13 protein-coding genes are annotated in these 18508 nt (G+C 68.6%); all 13 read left to right on the top strand.

Annotated features, from left to right (window positions below; translation table 11 throughout):
* Positions 1 to 39: 39 nt before the first annotated feature.
* The 13 genes from G3W89_RS24590 to uvrA all read left to right on the top strand — a co-directional run bounded on the left by G3W89_RS24590 (position 40) and on the right by uvrA (position 18410).
* Entirely contained in the window at positions 40 to 1434 is a 1395-nt protein-coding gene (locus tag G3W89_RS24590) for an adenosylmethionine--8-amino-7-oxononanoate transaminase (RefSeq protein WP_162577636.1), read from the top strand.
* Complete coding sequence (bioF, locus tag G3W89_RS24585) at positions 1418 to 2650, top strand: 8-amino-7-oxononanoate synthase (RefSeq protein WP_162576607.1); 1233 nt, start codon at positions 1418 to 1420, stop codon at positions 2648 to 2650. The genes G3W89_RS24590 and bioF overlap by 17 nt, the downstream gene beginning before the upstream one ends.
* A 268-nt stretch (positions 2651 to 2918) precedes the next feature.
* Positions 2919 to 3617, top strand: coding sequence for a dethiobiotin synthase (bioD, locus tag G3W89_RS24580; RefSeq protein WP_162576606.1), 699 nt, complete (start codon positions 2919 to 2921; stop codon positions 3615 to 3617).
* Between the two features lie 24 nt (positions 3618 to 3641).
* Positions 3642 to 4643 carry a biotin synthase BioB gene (bioB, locus tag G3W89_RS24575; protein ID WP_162576605.1) on the top strand — a complete coding sequence of 334 codons (1002 nt, stop codon included), beginning with the start codon at positions 3642 to 3644 and terminating at the stop codon, positions 4641 to 4643.
* A 45-nt stretch (positions 4644 to 4688) separates the two neighbouring features.
* The gene (locus G3W89_RS24570) at positions 4689 to 6686 is read left to right on the top strand and encodes an acetyl/propionyl/methylcrotonyl-CoA carboxylase subunit alpha (protein WP_162576604.1); all 1998 of its coding nucleotides are present in this window, start codon (positions 4689 to 4691) and stop codon (positions 6684 to 6686) included.
* Positions 6687 to 6696: 10 nt separating this feature from the next.
* The gene (locus tag G3W89_RS24565; RefSeq protein WP_162576603.1) at positions 6697 to 7626 is read left to right on the top strand and encodes a 2-hydroxyacid dehydrogenase; all 930 of its coding nucleotides are present in this window, start codon (positions 6697 to 6699) and stop codon (positions 7624 to 7626) included.
* A 39-nt stretch (positions 7627 to 7665) separates the two neighbouring features.
* Positions 7666 to 8586 (top strand): hydroxymethylglutaryl-CoA lyase, encoded by a 921-nt coding sequence (locus G3W89_RS24560; protein ID WP_162576602.1) that lies wholly within the window; start codon positions 7666 to 7668, stop codon positions 8584 to 8586.
* Between the two features lie 18 nt (positions 8587 to 8604).
* The gene (locus tag G3W89_RS24555) at positions 8605 to 9096 is read left to right on the top strand and encodes a YbaK/EbsC family protein (RefSeq protein WP_162576601.1); all 492 of its coding nucleotides are present in this window, start codon (positions 8605 to 8607) and stop codon (positions 9094 to 9096) included.
* Positions 9093 to 9350, top strand: coding sequence for a DUF1289 domain-containing protein (locus G3W89_RS33395; protein WP_162576600.1), 258 nt, complete (start codon positions 9093 to 9095; stop codon positions 9348 to 9350). Before G3W89_RS24555 ends, G3W89_RS33395 begins: the two co-directional genes overlap by 4 nt.
* Complete coding sequence (locus tag G3W89_RS24545; protein WP_162576599.1) at positions 9347 to 9991, top strand: 2-hydroxychromene-2-carboxylate isomerase; 645 nt, start codon at positions 9347 to 9349, stop codon at positions 9989 to 9991. The genes G3W89_RS33395 and G3W89_RS24545 overlap by 4 nt, the downstream gene beginning before the upstream one ends.
* A 140-nt stretch (positions 9992 to 10131) precedes the next feature.
* The gene (locus G3W89_RS24540; protein ID WP_162576598.1) at positions 10132 to 11826 is read left to right on the top strand and encodes an MFS transporter; all 1695 of its coding nucleotides are present in this window, start codon (positions 10132 to 10134) and stop codon (positions 11824 to 11826) included.
* A 115-nt stretch (positions 11827 to 11941) separates the two neighbouring features.
* On the top strand, positions 11942 to 12097 hold the full coding sequence (locus G3W89_RS33010; RefSeq protein WP_174258284.1) for a hypothetical protein: 156 nt from the start codon (positions 11942 to 11944) through the stop codon (positions 12095 to 12097).
* A 229-nt stretch (positions 12098 to 12326) separates the two neighbouring features.
* On the top strand, positions 12327 to 18410 hold the full coding sequence (uvrA, locus tag G3W89_RS24535) for an excinuclease ABC subunit UvrA (protein ID WP_232076719.1): 6084 nt from the start codon (positions 12327 to 12329) through the stop codon (positions 18408 to 18410).
* Positions 18411 to 18508 lie beyond the last annotated feature (98 nt).

The raw sequence follows: 18508 nt of genomic DNA, 5'->3' as shown, positions 1-18508 counted from the left end.
GCGCGGCCCGAGCCCCATCGAACAAGGAACGAACCCGTGCTGAATCCTGCTTCTCCGTCTCCCCCGACAGCCGCCCCGGCGCGCAATGCCGACTGGCAGCAGCGCAGCGGGCGCCATGTGTGGCACCCCTGCACCCAGAGCATCCGGCTCGAGGCCGTGCCACCGCTGCCGATCGCGCGCGGCGAAGGCGTCTGGCTGGTCGACCACGAGGGTCGCTGCTACCTGGACGCTACGAGCTCCTGGTGGGTCAACCTGTTCGGCCATGCGCACCCGGCCATCAATGCCGCGCTCAAGCAGCAACTCGACACGCTGCCCCACGTCATGCTCGCTGGCTGCACCCATGCACCCGCGGTCGAGCTGGCCGAGCGGCTGTCCGCGCTGACCGGCGGCGCGCTCGGCCACTGCTTCTACGCCTCCGACGGCGCCTCGGCGGTGGAGATCGCGCTCAAGATGAGCTTCCATGCCTGGCGCAATGCGGGCCGAGCCGGCAAGCGGCGCTTCGTGGCGCTGCGCCAGGGCTACCACGGCGAGACACTGGGCGCGCTGCATGTGACCGACGTGGCCGTGTTCCGCGACGCTTATGCGCCGCTGCTGGGCGATGCGCACCTTGTGCCTTCGCCCGACGCGCGCAGTGCCAAGCCAGGCGAGGACGCCGCCGATGTCGCTCGGCGCGCGGCCGATGCGCTGGGCGCGCTGCTGGCCGAGCAGCACGACACGATCGCCGCCGTCATCGTCGAGCCGCTGGTGCAGTGCGCCGCCGGGATGGCGATGCATCATCCCGAGTACCTGCGCCGGGCGCGCGCCCTGTGCGACCGCTTCGGTGTGCACCTGATCGCCGACGAGATCGCCGTTGGGTGCGGGCGCACCGGTAGCTTCTTCGCCTCGGAGCAGGCCGGCATCTGGCCCGACTTCCTGTGCCTGTCGAAGGGCATCAGCGGCGGCTACCTGCCGCTGGCGCTGGTGATGTCGCGTGACGCGATCTACCAATGCTTCGTGGACGACGACGTGTCTCGCAGCTTCCTGCATTCGCATTCCTACACCGGCAATGCGCTGGCCTGCCGCGCCGCATTGGCCACCCTCGACCTGTTCGCGCACGAAGACGTGTTGAACCGCAATCGTGGGCGGGCCGCGCGCATCCTGCAGCGTCTGCGGGAGGGCCTGGGCGCGCGGCCCGTCGATCACCTGCGCCAGTGCGGCATGATCAGCGCCTTCGACGTGCGAGAGCCCGGCGAGCGCTTTGCGGAGCGTTTCCATCTCGCGGCGCGGGACCAGGGCCTGCTGATGCGCCCCATCGGCCGCACTGTCTACCTCATGCCGCCCTACGCGATCACCGACCACGAGATCGATCGCCTGGTCGAGGGCACCGTAGCCACCCTCGACGCCGTCGCCGCGCCGCATGCTGCCAAGGAGGCCTGCGATGTCGCGCTTGCTTGACCGCCTCCAGCATGAAATCGCGGGGCTCGACGCGCAAACCCTGCGCCGCCGGCGGCTCATTGCCGAGACGCCCTGCGCGCCCGCGCAGCGGCTCACGCTGCCCGGCGCCGCGGTGCCGCGCACGCTCCTGGCTTTCGGCAGCAACGACTACCTCGGTCTGGCCGCGCACCCGGCGCTGGTGGCCGCGATGGCCGAAGGCGCGGCGCGCTACGGCGCAGGCAGCGGCGGCTCGCACCTGATCCTCGGCCACTCGCGCGCGCATGCACAGCTCGAGGAGCGGCTGGCCGGCTGGATGGCGCCGCACATTCCCGAAGCGCAGAGCCTCTTCTTCTGCACCGGCTACATGGCCAACCTCGCGGTGCTGTCCGCCCTTGGCGGCGCCGAGGCGGTGATCTTCTCCGAGACGCTGAACCATGCTTCGCTGATCGACGGCGCCCGGCTGGCCAAGGCGCGGGTCGAACGCTATCCGCACTGCGACGTGCAGGCGCTCGATGCGCAGCTCGCGCGCTGCGACGCGGCAGTCAAGCTGATCGTGAGCGATGCCGTGTTCAGCATGGACGGCAACATCGCGCCCGTCGCTGGGCTGCTGGCGCTGGCCGAGCGCCACGATGCCTGGCTGGTGCTGGACGATGCCCACGGCTTCGGCGTACTCGGTGCGCGGGGCCGTGGCGTGCTGGAAGAGACTGACTTGCGGTCCGAGCGGCTCATCCTCGTGGGCACGCTCGGCAAGGCCGCGGGTGTGTCGGGGGCCTTCGTGGCCGCGCACCGCACCGTGATCGACTACCTGGTGCAACGCGCGCGGCCTTACATCTTCACCACCGCCGCGCCGCCGGCCATCGCCCATGCGCTGCTCGCCAGCCTGGATTTGATCGAAGGCGAGGAGGGGGCCCGGCGCCGCGCTCAGTTGCACGCACGCATTGCGCAACTGCGCGCAGGCTTGCAGCGCGTGCTGCCCCTTGGCGGCGGCGCCCGGCTCGCCGAGTCGACGACTGCGATCCAGCCGTTGATCGTGGGGGAGAACGCGCGTGCGATGCAGCTGTCCGCGCAGCTCGACGCTCTCGGGCTGCGAGTCGGCGCGATCCGGCCGCCCACCGTACCGGTCGGGACCGCGCGGCTGCGCATCGCGCTGTCGGCCAGCCACGGCGAGGACGATGTTGCGCGGCTGGTCGATGCGTTGGGGCAGCTGCTGGCGCAGCCTTGGAAGGAGGCTGCATGAGACACGCGATGGGGGCCTTGCTGAAGGGCACGACCGCGGTGGCGCTCCCTCTCCCTCGGGGAGAGGGTTGGCGTGAGGGCAGCGGGTCTTATGTTGGTACGTTGCGCTCGTTCCGAGGCTGGAGCCTCAAACCAAGCACTCGGTACGAATCGAAATCCCGGTGCCCTCACCCCAACCCTCCCTCCAACGGGCACAGAGCAAGTCGGCAAATCCCTAAGCCGGAGGCCCGCAAGGCAAGCACCGCCGTGCGTCACGCGGAGGTTCTCCAATGAAAGTGCATTGCTTCGTCACAGGCACCGACACCGGCGTAGGCAAGACACTGGTCAGCAGCGCCATGCTGTGGTCGTTGGCTGCATCGGGCCTGCGCGCAGTCGGCATGAAGCCGGTGGCAGCCGGCCTCGACCTCATCGGCGGCATGTGGCGCAACCAAGACGTCGAGCATCTGCAGCTCGCCGGCAACGTCGATGCCCCGCTGCCGCTGCGCTGCCCGTACCTGCTGCGCGCGCCGATATCGCCGCACCTGGCAGCGCAGGACGAGGACATGTGCATCGCGCTGCAGCCCCTGCTGTTGGCGTACGCGCAGCTCGCGAAGCAGGCCGATGCCGTGATCGTCGAGGGCGTAGGCGGCTTCCGCGTGCCGCTGGCCGACAACTTCGACAGCGCTGATCTCGCCGTGGCGCTGGGGCTGCCGGTGGTGCTCGTCGTGGGATTGCGGCTCGGCTGCCTGAACCACGCGCTGCTCACCGCCGAGGCAGTTCGTGCGCGCGGCCTCGTGCTCGCGGGCTGGGTCGGCAGCGTCATCGATCCCCAGATGCTGGCCCTCGAGGCCAACATCGAAACACTCCGAGCGCATCTGGACGCGCCGCTGCTCGGCGTGGTGCCGCACCTGGGCTCGCCCGAGGCGGCCCGCGCCGCCGCCCATCTCGATTTGCGCATGTTGCGCAGCACCCTGGCGCTGGCCGCCTGAACCCGCCTACAGGAATCTCTCTTCATGGAACACAGCATCAGCTTCATCGACCGCAAGGCCACGGCCTCGCAACAGCACGCCTTGCCCGGCAACGCCGCGTGGCGCGTCGATAGCGTCAAGGCGCTCTTCGAGCTGCCCTTCAACGACTTGCTGTTCCGCGCGCAGCAGGTGCATCGCGCGCACTTCGACGCCAACACCGTGCAGCTCTCGACCCTGCTGTCGATCAAGACCGGCGGCTGCGAGGAGGACTGCGGCTATTGCCCGCAGAGCGCCCACCACGACACCGGCCTGCAGGCCAGCAAGCTGATGGCGCTCGACGAGGTACTGGCGGCAGCCCAGGCCGCGAAAGACCATGGCGCCACGCGCTTCTGCATGGGCGCGGCCTGGCGCAGCCCGAAGGAGCGGCACCTGGAGCCCGTCATCGAGATGGTGCGCGGCGTCAAGGCGCTCGGCCTGGAGACCTGCGTGACCCTCGGCATGCTCGAGGCGGAACAGGCGCAGCGACTGGCGGACGCGGGCCTCGACTACTACAACCACAACCTCGACAGCGCTCCCGAGTTCTACGACAGGATCATCACGACCCGGACCTACCAGGACCGCCTGGACACCCTCGGCCACGTGCGCGATGCCGGCCTGCATGTGTGTTGCGGCGGCATCGTCGGCATGGGCGAATCGCGCGCGGAGCGTGCCGGACTCATCGCGCAGCTGGCCAATCTCGACCCCTGCCCCGAGTCGGTGCCCATCAACAACCTTGTGCAGGTCGAGGGCACGCCGCTGGCAGGCACCGAGCCGCTCGACCCTTTCGAGTTCGTGCGCACCATTGCCGTCGCCCGGATCACCATGCCGAAGAGCATGGTGCGCCTGTCGGCCGGGCGCGAGCAGATGGACGAAGCGCTGCAGTCGCTGTGCTTCCTCGCCGGCGCCAATTCGATCTTCTACGGCGATCGCCTGCTGACCACCGCCAACCCCCAGGCCGCGAAAGACCGCGCGCTGCTGGCGCGGCTGGGCATGCGCAGCGACGCCTGAGCCCGTCCCCATCCACACCACCTCCCCCACAGGAAAGCCGTCCTCATGTTCCAGAAGATCCTTGTCGCCAACCGCGGTGAGATTGCCTGTCGCGTCGCCGCCACCGCGCGTCGCATGGCCGTCCGCACTGTCGCCGTCTACTCCGATGCCGACGCACATGCCAACCACGTGCGTGCCTGCGACGAGTCGGTGCACCTGGGCGGCAGCGCGCCCAAGGACAGCTACCTGCGATGGGAAAAGATCCTGGAGGCCGCCAAGGCCACCGGCGCGCAGGCGGTGCACCCGGGCTATGGCTTCCTGAGCGAGAACGAGGACTTCGCCCGGGCCTGCGCCGAAGCGGGCCTGGTCTTCATCGGCCCGCCGCCTTCCGCCATCCAGGCCATGGGCCTGAAGGCAGAGTCCAAGCAGCTGATGGAGAAGGCCGGCGTCCCCCTGGTGCCGGGCTACCACGGCAAGGACCAGGACCCGGCGCTGCTGGCACGCGAGGCCGAGCGCATCGGCTACCCGGTGCTGATCAAGGCCAGCGCCGGCGGCGGCGGCAAGGGCATGCGGGTGGTCGAGAAGCACGCCGACTTCGCCGCCGCGCTTGCGTCTTGCCAACGCGAGGCCATCAACAGCTTCGGCGACGACGCGGTGCTGGTCGAGAAGTACGTGCAGCGCCCTCGCCACATCGAGATCCAGGTCTTCGGCGACACGCAAGGAAACTATGTCTACCTGTTCGAGCGCGACTGCTCGGTGCAGCGGCGCCACCAGAAGGTGCTGGAGGAGGCGCCTGCGCCCGGCATGACGCAAGCCATGCGGCGCGAGATGGGCGAAGCCGCGGTGGCGGCGGCGCGCGCGGTGAAGTACGTGGGGGCCGGCACCGTGGAGTTCATCGTGGAGCAGCGCAATGACGGGTCCATGAACTTCTTCTTCATGGAGATGAACACGCGTCTGCAAGTCGAGCATCCAGTGACCGAAGCGATCACCGGCCTGGACCTCGTCGAATGGCAACTGCGCGTGGCCTCCGGCGAGCCGCTGCCGCTGAAGCAGGAGCAGCTGCAGATCAACGGCCATGCCATCGAGGCGCGCATCTGCGCCGAGAACCCGGACAACAACTTCCTGCCCGCCACCGGCACGTTGCGCGTCTATCGCAAGCCGGGCGCCACGGCCTTCCAGCGCAGCCGCGTGCGCGTCGACGATGGCGTGCGCGAAGGTGACTCGATCTCGCCCTTCTACGACTCGATGATCGCCAAGCTGATCGTGCACGGCGCGACGCGCGAGGAGGCGCTCGCGCGGCTCGATGCGGCGCTGGCACAGACCCACATCGTGGGCGTGGCCACCAATGTGCAGTTCCTGCGCGGCGTGCTGCGCACTGATTCCTTCGCCCACGCGAAGCTGGACACGGCGCTCATCGAGCGCGAGCGTGCCGTGCTCTTCGACCAGGAGCCGCTCGGCCTGCCCTTGGCGGCTGCCGCTGCCGTCGTGCGAACGTTGCTGGCGGAGCGGTCGGAGGCCGCGCCTTCGGAGCCCTTTGCGCGCCGCGACGGCTGGCGCGGCTTCGGCGAGTACCTGCGTCGCTTCGACTTCGAATTCCATGGCGAGGCGCAGCAGGCGCTGCTGACCTACCGGCGCGACGGCGGCCTCTGGCTGCAGGTCGGCGGCACTGAGGGTGCGCTCACGATGGGTCAGTTCCCCTCGGGTGAGATCGAGCTGCAGTTCAATGGCCTGCGGCGCACCTTGAACGTCTACGAGGAGGGCGCCACAACGCATGTCTTCGCCCCCGAGGGCGCGACCCGCATCGTCACGCTCGACCGGATGGCCCACGCCGGCGACACGCATGCCGATGCGGGCCGCCTCACCGCGCCGATGCCGGGCAAGGTGGTGTCCTTCGCCGTCAAGGCCGGCGACAAGGTCAGCCGCGGGCAGGCCCTGGCGGTGATGGAGGCGATGAAGATGGAACACACCATCGCGGCTCCGGCCGATGGCACGGTCGAGGAACTGCTCTACACGCCGGGCGACCAGGTGGCCGAGGGCGCCGAGTTGCTCCGCATTGCGGCTTAAGCTTGCGGGCATGCGAATCACCGTCTGCCTCACCGACAACCGCCCTGACGCCTGGATCGAGGGCCTGCGCGCCGCGCTGCCCGGCGCCGAGGTCGAGAACTGGGAACCGGGCGCGCCGCAGGCCGACCATGCCGTTGTCTGGTCGCCGCCGCAGTCCTTCATCGACGAGCAGTCGGGGCTGCGCGGCATCTTCAACATCGGTGCGGGCGTGGATGCATTGCTCAAGCTCAGGCTGCCGCCCCAGGCCCTCGTTGTGCGACTCGACGATGCAGGCATGTCGGTGCAGATGGCCGAGTACGTCTGCCACGCGCTGATACGGCATTTCCGCGAGTTCGATTTCTACGAGGCCGAGGCGCGCGAGAGCCGTTGGGGCTTTCGCAGGCCGCGCGAGCGCGAGGACTTTCCCGTCGGCGTCATGGGCCTGGGCGTGCTGGGCGAGCGCGTTGCGAAAGCGGTCGCGCAGTTCGAGTTCCCGGTCAATGGATGGAGCCGCTCGCCCAAGGCGATCGAGGGCCTGCGCTCCTTTGCGGGCGAGGCGGAATTCGACGCCTTCCTCGGCGCCAGCCGCGTGCTGGTCAACCTGCTGCCGTTGACCGAGGCCACGCGCGGCATCCTCAACCGCGAGACGCTCTCGCGCCTGAATGGCGGCAAGCCGGGCGGCTACCTGATCAATGTCGCGCGCGGCGCGCACCTGGTCGAGGCCGACCTCGTCCCACTGCTGGACGGCGGGCAGCTCGCCGGCGCCACGCTGGACGTGTTCGAGGTCGAGCCGCTGCCTGCAGACCATCCTTTCTGGCGCCATCCGAAGATCACGGTGACGCCGCACGGCTCGGCACGCACGGTACGCGGAGCCACCATTGCCCAGATCGCCGGCAAGATCCTTGCGATCGAGCGGGGCGAGCCCGTGGCTGGCGTGGTCGAGCGCGAGCGGGGATACTGAATCCCGTTACCCAAGACAAGACTGAACAAGGCTCAACCCATGAAGCTCCCCACCCATGTCAAGCTCGTCGACGTCGGTCCGCGCGATGGCCTGCAGAACGAAAAGCAGGCCGTTCCCGCCGAGGTCAAGATCGGCCTGGTCCATCGCCTCCAGGAGGCCGGATTGAAGGAGATCGAGGTCACCAGTTTCGTCAGCCCGAAGTGGGTGCCGCAGATGGCCGACAACGCGCAGGTCATGCAGGGCATCCGCCGCCGGCCGGGCGTGCGCTATTCGGTGCTCACGCCCAACATGAAGGGCTTCGAGGCGGCGATCGCCGCGCCACGCGAGGAGTGGCCCGACGAGATCGTGGTCTTCGGCGCCGCCAGCGAGGCCTTCAGCCAGAAGAACATCAACTGCTCCATCGCCGAGAGCATCGAGCGCTTCAGTCCCGTGGTGGACGCGGCGCGCGAGAAAGGGATCCATGTGCGCGGCGCCATGTCGTGCACCGTGGGCTGCCCCTACGAAGGCGAGGTCGCGCCCGAGCGCGTGGGCATGCTCGCGAAGCTGATGAAGGACATCGGCGTGCAGCACGTAGGCGTTGCCGACACCATCGGCGTGGGCACGCCCCTGAAGGTGCGCCGCGCGCTCGAGGCGACGCTCGATCACTTCGCCGTCGACGACATCTCCGGCCACTTCCACGACACCTACGGCCAGGCGCTCTCCAACACCCTTGCCAGCCTGGAACTGGGCGTGTGGCAATTCGACACGTCGGTGGGCGGCCTGGGCGGCTGTCCCTTTGCGAAGGGCGCCACAGGCAACGTCGCGACCGAGGACGTGGTCTACATGCTGCATGGCATGGGCATCGAGACCGGCATCGACCTCGACAAGCTCATCGACGCCGGTGTCTACATCAACGAGGCCCTCGGCCGGGAGCCGAACTCGCGGGTGTCGAAGGCGATCCGGACCAAGCGGGCGGCGTGAGATACGCTTGGCCCATCCATGTGCGGTGCTGAATTGACATCCCTCCCGGAAGGCGTGCAGCGCGTCGCGCGGCTGCTGCAAGAGCGTGGCCATCCACATGCGCCGCGGATGCTCGACGATGCCTGCCGCACCGCGCAGCAGGCGGCCGATGCTCTGGGCATCTCGGTGGCGCAGATCGCCAAGAGCATCGTGTTCCGCCGCAAGAGCGACGAGGCAGCGGTGTTGGTCGTGACCTCGGGCGACAAGCGGGTCGACGAAAAGAAGGTCGAAGCGCTGGTCGGCGGCAAGCTGGGCCGCGCCGATGCCGACTTCGTCAAACGCGCGACCGGCTTCTCAATCGGCGGCGTCTCGCCCTTTGCCCATGCCACGGCCCCGGTGATGCTGATCGACCGCGAGCTGTTCCGCTTCGACGAAGTCTGGGCGGCGGCCGGGCACCCGCATGCGGTGGTGCAACTGCGCCCGCATGAGCTCGAGTCGCTGACCGGCGCGCCGGTGGCGGACGTGGTGTGAGCGGGGATGCCCTCCATCCGCTCGCCGATCGCGCCGTCGCCGCGCGCAGCAAGGCACGCGACGTGCCCTCTCCCTGCATTTCCGTCTGCCGCATGGACCCGGCCAGTGGCTTCTGCGAAGGCTGCCTGCGCACCATCGACGAGATCGCCGCATGGAGCGGCATGGACGACGCAACCCGACGCAGCGTGTGGCGAGCCATCGAGCTGCGCGCCGATGCAGGCTTACTGGACTCCGGAGGAGAAGATCGGCCATGAAGCACATCACCTTCCATCTCGACTTCATCTCGCCCTACGCCTACCTGGCCTTCGAGCATCTGCCGCAAGCGCTCGAAGGGCTGAGCTACAGCGTGGCCTACCGGCCGGTATTGCTGGGTGCGCTGCTCAAGCACCACGGGCAGCTCGGCCCTGCCGAGATTCCTGCGAAGCGGGCCTGGACCTACCGCCACGTGCTGTGGCTTGGTCAGGCGAATGGCATCGCGATCGAGATGCCGGCCTCGCATCCCTACAACCCGCTGCCGCATCTGCGGCTCGCGCTCGCCACCACGGCGGACGGCGACGTCAACCGCCACGTGGCCGAGACGATCTTCCGCGATGTCTGGCAGGGCGGCGGCGAGGCAGGCGATGCCGTGCGGCTGGCCGCCCTCGCCGCTCGGCTGCGGGTGCAGCGCGATGCAGGCGGCGAGGAGGTCAAGGCGCAGCTCAAGGCCAATACCGACGCGGCCATCGCGCGTGGCGTCTTCGGCGTGCCCATGTGCGAAGTCGACGGTCGCCAGTTCTGGGGCTTTGACGGTCTGGCCATGCTGCGCGACTACCTGCGCGGGAATGCCTGGTTCGACGGGCCGCAGTGGGAAGGTGCCGCGGCGCGCCCCACGCTGCTGCGCAGCAGCAATCGCTGAATTTTCTACATTCTGAAACGCGCCCTTCGGGTCTCACCCTAATTCGTCAGCACCGATTCAGTTTGGCGAAAGCCCTGGGTCAGTCGTCCCGCCAAGAATTCGTCACGCCCCACGCCGTGGGAATAACAGGAGACGACGAAATGGCAGCCACACTTGATTCGCGGGGAAGGCCGACGCCTGTACCCCGCCCCATGTCCGCGGAGGAGAAGAAGGTCATCTTCGCTTCCTCGCTCGGCACCGTGTTCGAGTGGTACGACTTCTATCTCTACGGTTCCTTGGCGGCCATCATCGCCAAGCAGTTCTTCAGCGGCCTGGAAGCGGGCGCGGCCTTCATCTTCGCGCTGCTCGCCTTTGCGGCCGGTTTCCTGGTGCGGCCCTTCGGCGCCATCGTGTTCGGCCGGCTGGGCGACATGATCGGACGCAAGTACACCTTCCTGGTGACCATCCTGATCATGGGCCTGTCGACCTTCATCGTCGGGCTGCTGCCGAGCTACGCCACCATCGGCGTCGCGGCGCCCGTGATCCTGATCGCATTGCGGCTGCTGCAGGGGCTGGCACTCGGCGGCGAGTACGGCGGTGCCGCCACGTACGTGGCCGAGCACTCGCCGCACGGCAAGCGCGGCGCCTACACCTCGTGGATCCAGACCACGGCCACGCTGGGCCTGTTCCTGAGCCTGCTGGTCATCCTCGGCGTGCGCACCTGGCTCGGCGAGGACGCCTTCGGTGCCTGGGGCTGGCGCGTGCCTTTCCTGGTCTCGATCGCGCTGCTGGCGGTGTCGGTGTGGATCCGACTGTCGCTCTCCGAGTCGCCGGCCTTCCAGAAGATGAAGGCCGAGGGCAAGACCTCGAAGGCACCCCTCGCCGAATCCTTCGGCGAGTGGAAGAACCTCAAGATCGTGATCCTGGCGCTGGTCGGCCTGACCGCCGGACAAGCCGTGGTGTGGTACTCGGGCCAGTTCTACGCGCTCTTCTTCCTGACGCAGCAACTCAAGGTCGATGCGACCACCGCCAATCTGATGATCGCGGCCGCGCTGCTGATCGGCACGCCCTTCTTCGTGGTCTTCGGCACGCTGTCCGACAAGATCGGCCGCAAGCCGATCATCATGGCCGGCTGCCTGCTGGCCGTGGTGACCTACTTCCCGGTCTTCAAGATGCTGACCGAGTACGCCAACCCCGACCTCGCCAAGGCCCAGGCCACTGCCGGCGTGACGGTGACGGCCGATCCCAAGTCCTGCTCCTTCCAGGGCAACCCGGTGGCACGCGAGATCGACTTCAGCAGCTCCTGCGACATCGCCAAGCGCTACCTGGTGCAGAACTCGGTGAGCTACGACAACGTCGAAGGCCCGCCCGGCTCCAATGCGGTCGTCAAGATCGGCAACAAGACGGTCGAGGCGCCCGTCGGCAAGGTGGTCAACCACAAGTTCGACGAAGGATCGGGCAAGGAGATTGCCGCGTTCAAGAAGGGCGTCGCGGACGACCTGAAGGCCGCCGGCTACCCCGCCAAGGCCGATCCGGCCAAGATGAACAAGGCGATGGTCGTTGCGCTTCTGTTCTGGCTGGTGCTGCTGGTCACGATGGTCTACGGCCCGATCGCCGCCATGCTGGTCGAACTGTTCCCGACGCGCATCCGCTACACCTCGATGAGCCTGCCGTACCACATCGGCAACGGCTGGTTCGGCGGCCTGCTGCCGACCACGGCCTTTGCGATCGTGGCCTCGACCGGCAACATGTACAACGGCCTCTGGTATCCGATCATCATCGCGGGCATCACGCTGGTGGTCGGCACGCTGTTCGTGCGCGAGACCAAGGATGTCGACATCTACGCGAACGACTAGGCCGCCGGCCTAGCCTGACCTGAACAAGGGGCGCCGGCCCCTTGTTCGACAAAGAAGCCTCGTGCCGTGTCCATGGCGCGAGGCTTTTTCGTTGAACATCCAGGAGACGCAGATCATGTGGAAATTGGCCATCGGCTTCGTGGTCTTCGCGGCCATTTCGCTCTTCGTGATCATGCAGGCAGGGGACAAGGTCGACATGTCGGGCGAGAAGCACGGCGGGGATGGAACAGCCCGCCTCCCCATTGACGATGGGGTACTTGATCACGCATGAGTCACCAGGCCGTGGCTCATGTTTTGGCACTCATACTTCCCCCGCATCACGACGATTAGCGAGGGCAAGTCATCGACGTCCGGACAGAACTTGTCGATCATGATCAAGGCATCCTTGGCGCGCACCAGCGCCGGTGCCCCCTTGACCTTGCCGAACGGCCGGTCATGTGACGCTTTGCACATTGCGGCCCGTTGGTTTCTAGAATGTCTGCCCCCACCCCAAGGCACTCATGACACAGGGCTCCATCCGGATACGCGGTGCGCGTCAGCACAATCTCCAGAACCTCGACCTCGACATCCGCACCGGCGAGATGACGGTGGTCACCGGGCCGAGCGGCTCGGGCAAGTCGAGCCTCGTGTTCGACACCCTCTATGCCGAGGGCCAGCGCCGTTACGTCGAGACCTTCTCGGCCTATGCGCGGCAGTTCCTCGATCGCATGGACAAGCCGGCGGTGGACAAGGTGGAGGGGGTACCACCCGCCATCGCCATCGACCAGACCAATCCGGTGCGCTCGTCACGCTCGACCGTCGGCACGATGACCGAGCTCAACGACCACCTGAAGCTGCTGTACGCGCGCGCCGCGCAGCTCTTCGACCGCGAGACCGCGCTGCCGGTGCGGCACGATTCGCCTGACTCGATCTATGCGGACCTGGTTGCGCGCGCGGCGGCGGCGGGCGATCCGCGCGTCGTGCTGACCTTTCCGGTGGAACTGCCGGCCGGGACCAGCGACGAAGAGGTCGCGCAGTGGCTGTCGGCCAGCGGCTTCACCCGCGTCCAGGGCGAGCGGCAGATTGCCACGCCGACCGGCCCGCGCAAGGTGCTGGACGTGGTCGCCGACCGATTCCGCATGGCGAACGCCGAACGCGCGCGGGTGATCGAGGCAATCGAGGTGGCGCTCAAGCGCGGCAGCGGGCGGCTCACGGCGCATGCCGGGCCGCCCCAAGGCGGGACAGCCCCCTCGGGGGGCAGCGAACCACACGAAGTGGGGAGCGTGGGGGCTTCATCCCCAGAGGTGTGGAAGTTCTCGACGGGGCTGCATTGCCCCGACACGGACATTCGCTACGCGGACCCGATCCCCTCGATGTTCTCCTTCAACTCGGCCGTGGGTGCCTGCGAGACCTGCCGCGGCTTCGGGCGCGTGATCGGGGTCGACCTGGGCCTGGTGATCCCCAACGACAAGCTGACGCTGCGCGCCGGCGCCATCAAGACGATCCAGACGCCGGCCTGGAAGGAAGCGCAGGACGACCTGATGCGCCATGCCGAGACGGCCGGCATCCCGCGCGACACGCCCTGGTACAAGCTCACGCCCGAGCAGCAGGCCTGGGTGGTCGAGGGCTCGCCGCACTGGAACGGCAAGTGGAACCAGCAGTGGTACGGCGTGCGGCGCTTCTTCGCGTACCTGGAGAGCAAAGCCTACAAGATGCACATCCGCGTGCTCTTGTCCAAATACCGCAGCTACACGCCGTGTCCGGCGTGCGGGGGCGCGCGGCTCAAGCTGGAGAGCCTGCTGTGGCGCATCGGAAGCAAGGCGGATGCGGATGGGGTGCTCGAGCCCTCGAAGCGCGTCATGCCGGTGGGCGTGAAGTGGTCGCGCGAGCAGCTGGAGGCGCTGCCCGGGTTGTGTTTGCATGACCTGATGCTGTTGCCGATCGAGCGGTTGAGGCGGTTCTTCGATGGGCAGCAGCCCGGCGGGGGTGAGGGGGAGACCCAGGCGCTCAAGCTCCTCTTCGACGAGATCACCACGCGCTTGCGCTACCTGCACGACGTCGGCATCGGCTATCTCACCCTCGATCGCCAGAGCCGCACCCTCAGCGGCGGCGAGGTGCAGCGCATCAACCTGACGACCGCGCTCGGTACCTCGCTGGTCAACACCCTGTTCGTGCTCGACGAGCCCAGCATCGGCCTGCACCCGCGCGACATGAACCGCATCACCGAGGCCATGCTGCGCCTGCGCGACGCCGGCAACACGCTGGTGGTGGTGGAACACGACCCGGCGGTGATGCTTGCCGCCGATCGCGTGATCGACATGGGCCCCGGGCCGGGCGTGCGCGGCGGACGCATCGTGTTCGACGGCGGCCCGGCCGAACTGCGGCACGCCGACACCTTGACCGGCGAGTACCTGGGCGGGCGCAAGCAGATCGGCATGAGCTTCAGGCGCATGGTGAGCGACAACACGCCGCGCCTCGTCCTCGAAGGCGTGCGCGAGCACAACCTGCGCAACATCACGGTCGAGTTCCCGCTGGCGCGGCTGGTCTGCGTCACCGGCGTGAGCGGCTCGGGCAAGTCGACGCTGATCCAGGACGTGCTGGCGCCCGCGCTGATGCGCCACTTCGGCAAGGCGACCGAGACGCCCGGCGCGCACGACCGGTTGCTCGGCGCCGAGCAGCTGGGCGAGGTGGTCTTCGTCGACCAGTCGCCCATCGGCAAGACGGCGCGCTCCAACCCCGCGAGCTACGTGGGCGCGTGGGACGCGATCCGCGAGATCTTCGCCACCGCCGCGCTCGCACGGCAGCGCGGCTACACGGCTTCGAAGTTCAGCTTCAACAGCGGCGACGGGCGCTGCCCGACTTGCGGCGGCTCGGGCTTCGAGCATGTGGAGATGCAGTTCCTCTCCGACGTCTACCTGCGCTGCCCCGACTGCGACGGCAAGCGGTACCGGCCCGAGATCCTCGAGGTGAAGGTCGAGCGCGGCGGGCAAAGCCACAACGTGGCCGACATCCTCGAGCTCACGGTGGCCGAGGCGACGGCGCTCTTTGCCGGCGACCGCGAGGTGGTGCGCGTGCTGCAGCCCATCGTCGACGTGGGCCTGGACTATGTGAAGCTGGGCCAGCCGGTGCCCACGCTCTCGGGCGGCGAGGCCCAGCGCCTCAAGCTCGCGGGCTTCCTGGCGGAGGCGGCAAAGAACGGCAGTGCGAGCAAGCAGCCGCTGGCGCGCAAGGGCACGCTGTTCCTGTTCGACGAGCCGACCACCGGCCTGCACTTCGACGACATCGCACGCCTGATGCGGGCGCTGCGCAAGCTGCTCGATGCCGGCCATTCTTTGGTGGTGATCGAGCACAACCTCGACGTGATTCGCGCCAGCGACTGGCTGATCGACCTCGGCCCCGAGGGCGGCGAGGGCGGCGGCCAGGTGGTCGCGGTGGGCACGCCCGAGCAGGTGCGCGAGAACAGCGCCTCGCTGACCGGCGCCGCGCTGATCGACTACGAGCTGGCCATCGGCCCCGGCGCCTACAAGGTGGCGGAGCGCGCCGCACGGGCGTATGCGGCGCGCGCGCGGCAGCAGGAGGCGGGCCGCGATGCGATCCAGATCGTCCATGCGCGCGAGCACAACCTGAAGAACCTGTCGGTCGACATCCCGCGCGGCAAGTTCAGCGTGGTGACCGGCGTGAGCGGCTCGGGCAAGTCGACGCTGGCCTTCGACATCCTGTTCAACGAGGGGCAACGGCGTTACCTCGAATCGCTCAACGCCTACGCGCGCAGCATCGTGCAGCCGGCGGGCCGGCCGGAGGTTGACGCGGTGTACGGCATCCCGCCGACGGTGGCCATCGAGCAGCGGCTGTCGCGCGGCGGGCGCAAGAGCACGGTGGGCACGACCACCGAGGTCTGGCACTTCCTGCGCCTGCTCTACGTCAAGCTCGGCATCCAGCACTGCGTCCGCGACGGCGCGGCGGTGCAGCCGCAGACGCCGGACAGTATCGCGGCGCAGCTGCTGAAGAACTTCCGAGGCCAGCACATCGGCCTGCTGGCGCCGCTGGTGAGCAACCGCAAGGGCGTCTATACCGAGCTGGCTGACTGGGCGCGGCCGCGCGGCTTCACGCACCTGCGGGTCGACGGCGAGTTCCTGCCCACCACCGGATTCCCGCGCATCGACCGCTTCAAGGAACACAGCATCGAGCTGCCGGTCGCCAGCCTCGACGTGGAGCCTGCGAACGAGGCCGAGTTGCGCGAGGCGCTGGCGCGCGCGCTGGAGCACGGCAAGGGCGTCGTGCATGTGCTGAGCGAGCTCACCGGCCTGCGCAGCGCCATGATGGCGGGCGTGTCCGCTGCGGGCATCGGTCGTGTCCAGGTCTTCTCCACGCTGCGCGCCTGTCCGGTGTGCAGCACCAGCTACGGCGAGCTCGATCCGCGGCTGTTCTCGTACAACAGCAAGCATGGGTGGTGCCCGGACTGCGTGGGCACGGGGGTCAGGCTCACCAAGGAACAGCGCAAGGTCTACGACGACACGACGATGGCGGCGGACAACCGGGGGCGGGAGCAGACCTTTGCGGAGCCCGAGGCCGAAGACGTGGGGGAGGTGGCGTGTCCGACGTGCAAGGGGACGCGGCTGAACCCGACAGCGCGAGCGGTGCTGTTCGGCGGGGACGCCCCGCGCCCGAGCCCTCTCGCTGGAGGGGAGAGGGCGCCAGGCCCGAGTGCAGGCGCAGACACCGCCTTGCTCACCCACACGGCCGCGGTCAAGGCAACGGACCCCGAATTGCTCCCTCTCCCGCCGGCGGGAGAGGGCTGGGGTGAGGGCGGCATCGCCATCACGCAGCTCGCGAGGATGAGCGTGACCGATGTCCGCGTGTGGTTCGATCACATCGCGCTGACCGGAAGGCAGGCCGAGATCGCACGCGACCTCGTCCCCGAGATCCGCAGCCGCCTCGAGTTCCTCGAGGAAGTCGGCCTCGGCTACCTCACCCTCGACCGAGGCGCCCCCACGCTGTCGGGCGGCGAGGCCCAGCGCATCCGCCTCGCGGCACAGCTGGGCAGCAACTTGCAGGGCGTGTGCTACGTGCTGGACGAGCCCACCATCGGCCTGCATGCGCGGGACAACCAGATCTTGCTGGACGCGCTGCACAAGCTGGGCGAAAAGGGCAACACGCTGGTGGTGGTGGAGCATGACGAAGACACCATCCGCCGTGCGGACCACATCATCGATATCGGGCCCAGCGCAGGCAAGCGCGGCGGGCGTCTGGTGGCTGAAGGCACAGTGGCCGACCTGGAAGCGGCGAACGATTCGCAGACGGGGCGCTATCTCCGGGAGGCGATCAAGCACCCCCTTCAGCCCAGGCGCGCCGTGTTTCTTCCTCCCCTTCCGGGAGCGGGCGAGCGTGGAGGCGCGGCCTCCGGCACGTCACTGCGCACCAGGTCGAGCGCCGCGCGCGCCCAGCCCAACCCTCCCGCGGAAGGAGAGGGCGCCCTGCGTTGGCTGACCGTGCGCGGCGCCAACCTGCACAACCTGCAGGACGTCACGGTGACCCTGCCGCTCAACCGCCTGGTCGCCGTCACCGGCGTCAGCGGCTCCGGCAAGTCCACCCTGGCGCGCGACGTGCTGCTCGCCAACGTGCATGCCATCGTCGTGCAGCGCATGACCAAGGCGGGCCGCGATGCCGACGCTGCCGGCAAGCGCCCCGCCTGGTCCGGCTGCGCCGCGGTCGAAGGCTACGAGCCCATCGACCGCGTGCTGGAGGTCGACCAGACACCCATCGGAAAGACGCCGCGCAGCTGTCCCGCCACCTACATCGGCTTCTGGGACACCATCCGCAAGCTCTTCGCCGACACGCTGGAAGCCAAGGCGCGCGGCTACGGTCCGGGCCGCTTCAGCTTCAACACCGGCGAAGGCCGCTGTCCCGGGTGCGAGGGCGCGGGCGTGCGCACCATCGAGATGAGCTTCCTGCCCGACGTCAAGGTGCCCTGCGAGGTCTGCCACGGCGCGCGCTTCAATCCCGAGACGCTGGCGGTGAGCTGGCGCGGCAAGAGCATCGGCGACGTGCTGCAGATGGAGGTGGACGAGGCGGTCGAGTTCTTCGCCTCCATGCCCAACATCAGCCATCCATTGCAGCTGTTGAAGGACGTCGGCCTGGGCTACCTTACGCTGGGCCAGCCTTCGCCCACACTCTCCGGCGGCGAGGCGCAGCGCATCAAGCTGGTGACCGAGCTCAGCAAGGTGCGCGACGACGTCACCCGTCGCGGCAACAAGGTGCCGCACACGCTCTACGTGCTCGACGAGCCGACGGTTGGCCTGCACATGGCCGACGTCGAGAAGCTGATCCACGTGCTGCACCGGCTGGTGAACGGCGGCCACAGCGTGGTCGTGATCGAGCACGACCTCGACGTGATCGCCGAAGCCGACTGGCTGGTCGACCTGGGCCCCGAGGGCGGTGACGGCGGCGGGCGAGTGGTTGCAGCGGCGCCGCCGGAAGAGGTGGTGCGGCTGCGCACGCACACCGGCGTCGCGCTGGCGCCGGTGCTGGCGCGCGGCGCGGGCCGCCATGAGGTGGTGCAACTGCCTGTCCAGGCCGCGGCGGTGCCGATGCGGCGGGAGGCCTGATGAGCTGAGCAGTCGGGCTGACGCCCCGGCGACAGGCCCGGGGGTCAGCCCCGATTGCCGGGACGCAGGCGGCGCGGCCAAATGGCGGCCTTCCTATC

The sequence above is a fragment of the Variovorax sp. PBL-H6 genome (genome assembly GCF_901827155.1).
In the GTDB taxonomy this organism is placed as follows: domain Bacteria; phylum Pseudomonadota; class Gammaproteobacteria; order Burkholderiales; family Burkholderiaceae_C; genus Variovorax.
The sequence above is the reverse complement of the archived record's forward strand: the minus strand, read 5'-3'. Positions and strand labels throughout refer to the sequence as shown.

Coding starts and splice junctions, on each gene's coding strand:
- G3W89_RS24545 (WP_162576599.1), top strand. CDS start 9,347: ATGAAGCACATCACCTTCCATCTCGACTTCATCTCGCCCTACGCCTAC.
- G3W89_RS24540 (WP_162576598.1), top strand. CDS start 10,132: ATGGCAGCCACACTTGATTCGCGGGGAAGGCCGACGCCTGTACCCCGC.
- G3W89_RS24560 (WP_162576602.1), top strand. CDS start 7,666: ATGAAGCTCCCCACCCATGTCAAGCTCGTCGACGTCGGTCCGCGCGAT.
- bioF (WP_162576607.1), top strand. CDS start 1,418: ATGTCGCGCTTGCTTGACCGCCTCCAGCATGAAATCGCGGGGCTCGAC.
- bioB (WP_162576605.1), top strand. CDS start 3,642: ATGGAACACAGCATCAGCTTCATCGACCGCAAGGCCACGGCCTCGCAA.
- uvrA (WP_232076719.1), top strand. CDS start 12,327: ATGACACAGGGCTCCATCCGGATACGCGGTGCGCGTCAGCACAATCTC.
- G3W89_RS24570 (WP_162576604.1), top strand. CDS start 4,689: ATGTTCCAGAAGATCCTTGTCGCCAACCGCGGTGAGATTGCCTGTCGC.
- G3W89_RS24555 (WP_162576601.1), top strand. CDS start 8,605: ATGTGCGGTGCTGAATTGACATCCCTCCCGGAAGGCGTGCAGCGCGTC.
- G3W89_RS33010 (WP_174258284.1), top strand. CDS start 11,942: ATGTGGAAATTGGCCATCGGCTTCGTGGTCTTCGCGGCCATTTCGCTC.
- bioD (WP_162576606.1), top strand. CDS start 2,919: ATGAAAGTGCATTGCTTCGTCACAGGCACCGACACCGGCGTAGGCAAG.
- G3W89_RS24565 (WP_162576603.1), top strand. CDS start 6,697: ATGCGAATCACCGTCTGCCTCACCGACAACCGCCCTGACGCCTGGATC.